Source organism: Streptomyces sp. 8P21H-1 (assembly GCF_013302945.1).
The window spans coordinates 1-2,580 of the sequence record NZ_JABTYA010000268.1 but is presented as its reverse complement, the minus strand read 5'-3'; the positions used below and the strand labels follow the sequence as shown (position 1 = coordinate 2,580).

Annotated in this window: 2 protein-coding genes; both read left to right on the top strand. The window is 72.4% G+C overall.

What is annotated here, in order from left to right; all coding sequences use genetic code 11:
• Positions 1 to 954: kelch repeat-containing protein (locus tag HO151_RS05790; RefSeq protein ID WP_173895023.1), on the top strand; the 954-nt coding region annotated here is incomplete at its 5' end.
• Positions 955 to 1,845: 891 nt separating this feature from the next.
• Positions 1,846 to 2,490: a lytic polysaccharide monooxygenase gene (locus tag HO151_RS05785; RefSeq protein ID WP_254594774.1), complete on the top strand. Its 645-nt coding sequence runs from the start codon at positions 1,846 to 1,848 to the stop codon at positions 2,488 to 2,490.
• Positions 2,491 to 2,580: the final 90 nt, after the last annotated feature.

The following is a 2,580-nucleotide window of genomic DNA, read 5'->3' as shown; positions in this document are numbered from 1 at the left end:
GCGGCCCGAGGGCCGTGGCGTGCGCGGAGCCCGCTGCCGGTCAAGCGGGCCGAGGTCGGCGTGGCCGCGGTCGGCGGGCGGCTGTACGTCGTGGGCGGCACCGCGCAGAAGGGCGAGGAATCCCCGGTGTGGGCCACGACCGAGGTGCACGGTTACGACCCCCGGCAGGACCGGTGGTCGAGCCACGCCCCGCTGCCCAGGCCGCTCACCCATGTCGGTGTGGCCGCGCTGGACGGCAGGCTGTACGCCTTCGGCGGGTTCACCGGTCCCGTCCACATGCATCCGCAGCGGGACGCGTACGCCTACGACCCGCGCCGCGACGCGTGGGAGCGCCTCCCGGACATGCCGGTGGCCCTCGGATCGATCGGGGTGGCGGCCGTCGGCGGGCGGCTGCACCTGCTCGGCGGGCGGGACTCCCACCGGGTCGTCACCCCGGAAGGGTCGCCGTTCTCGCTGGGGTACGGCGTCGTACGCACCCATCACGTCTTCGACCCCCGGCGCAACACCTACGTCACGGCGGCCCCTCTGCCGACCGAGGGAAGGGATCACGCCGGCGTGGCGGTTCTCGGCGACCGTATCCATCTCGTGGGCGGCCGGGTCGAGGACGTCGACGACAACCTCACCCGCCACGACGTGTACGACGTCCGCCGCCGGCACTGGGTCCGGGCGGCACCGCTGCCCACCGCCCGGTCCGCCGGAGCGGCGGTCGTCCTCGACGGGCGCCTCGTCTACGCGGGGGGTGAGTGCAGGCCGGGAAGCAGCACCGAGACGTTCGACGACGTCACCGTCTACGACCCGCGCGCCGGGCGGTGGAGTGCCGTCACGGCACTGCCGGGCAGCCGTCACGGCTTCGGCGCGGCGCAGATCGGCGGCCGCGCCTACTTCGTCGCCGGTTCACCCGGCTGCGGAGGAGGAGCGAGTGCCGACACCCTGGAACTGACCCTGCCGCGGTGACACCGGGCCGCCGCCGGGCACCGCGTACACCCACCGCGGTGCCCGGCGGCGGCCGGTCCGCACCGGAGAGGGCCCGCAGTCCTGCACCGGTGCAGGGCTGCCCGGGCGGAGGGGTCTTCCACCGAGGTCGCAACCGGTCCGCCGCCCGCCCACCGCACGCCCGGCGACGCCCGCAGCCAACCCTCCCCGGCTCCGGGCGTCTGCCAGATCTGCGCCATGGAGTGCCATACGAACCCGGGGGCGAGGGTGGTGCATCGCCACCTGCGCCACGTGCACACCGCCCCCAGTCGTGGCCGACGAGGTCCACCGGCCCGCCGAACGCTGCCGGACGGGCCGCGAGCCACTCGCGGTACGCCTGCACCGAAGGGTCGAAGGACGGGGGTACCGGCGTTCCGAATTCCAGACCGCGGCGGTCTCGGGGTTTCAGTCGACAAGGACGAGAGGAGTGGAACGACTCATGAGCATGACCTCGGATACTTGCTTGCTGGCACGCAAGTATCTCATCCGTGCGCATCGCCGGCCGGACCGCTCCGCGCCGCGGGCACCCCGCGGGTCTCCGGTGGAACCTCGGCCGGGACGTCCCGTTCCGGCCAACCCGGCCCACCGACCCGCCACCGCGACCGGAGCCGCCCCGCCCCGGAGAACCACCTGCGCAAAGCCGCACGGACACGCCCGGACCGGTCACGCGATTCACCGGACCGTACGTAACGGGGGCGGACGGCCGCGCCGCACGGACATCAAAGTGGCGCAAACAAACGTTGCCGCTCCGTTTCGGGGCGCGCAGCCTGGATTCGCGGGAGCGCTCCCATTCCGTCGACGCCTGCACCAGGAATCAGACATTCCCCCCACTGAGGAGAAAGAGTCATGGATTGTCATGCTCATGTAACACGCATGCGGAGCCGACTGACGCTTGTTCTGACCGCCTTCGTCGCCGCGCTGCTCGGCATCGTTCCCTGGAGCAGCCCGGCCTCCGCCCATGGCTCGGTCGTCGATCCGGCCTCCCGCAACTACGGCTGCTGGCTGCGCTGGGGCAGTGACTTCCAGAACCCCGCCATGGCCCAGCAGGACCCCATGTGCTGGCAGGCCTGGCAGGCGGACCCCAACGGCATGTGGAACTGGAACGGTCTCTACCGCAACGGTTCCGGCGGCAACTTCCAGGCCACCGTCCCCAACGGCCAGCTGTGCAGCGGCGGCCGGACCGAGGGCGGCCGCTACAACTCGCTGGACACCGTGGGTGCCTGGAAGACCACGGACGTCGGCAGCAACTTCACCGTCAGGCTGCACGACCAGGCCAGCCACGGCGCCGACTACCTCCTTGTCTATGTCACCCGGCAGGGATTCGACCCCACCACCCAGCCCCTGACCTGGAACGACCTCCAGCTGGTGGCGCGCCCCGGCCGGTACGCGCCCGGCCAGAACTACGAGGTCCCCGTGAGCACGTCCGGCTACAGCGGCCGCCATGTCGTCTACACGATCTGGCAGGCGTCGCACATGGACCAGACCTACTTCCTGTGCAGTGACGTGAACTTCCGCTGACCCGGCGGGTCGGCGGGACCGCCCCGCCGGACGTGGCGCACCGTCCGGCGGGGCGACGGCCGTCGGGATCCACGGGCCGGGCGCGTCGGC

Bases quoted from the DNA above. Each gene is read 5' to 3' on its own strand.
- HO151_RS05785 (WP_254594774.1), top strand. From the start codon at position 1,846: ATGCGGAGCCGACTGACGCTTGTTCTGACCGCCTTCGTCGCCGCGCTG.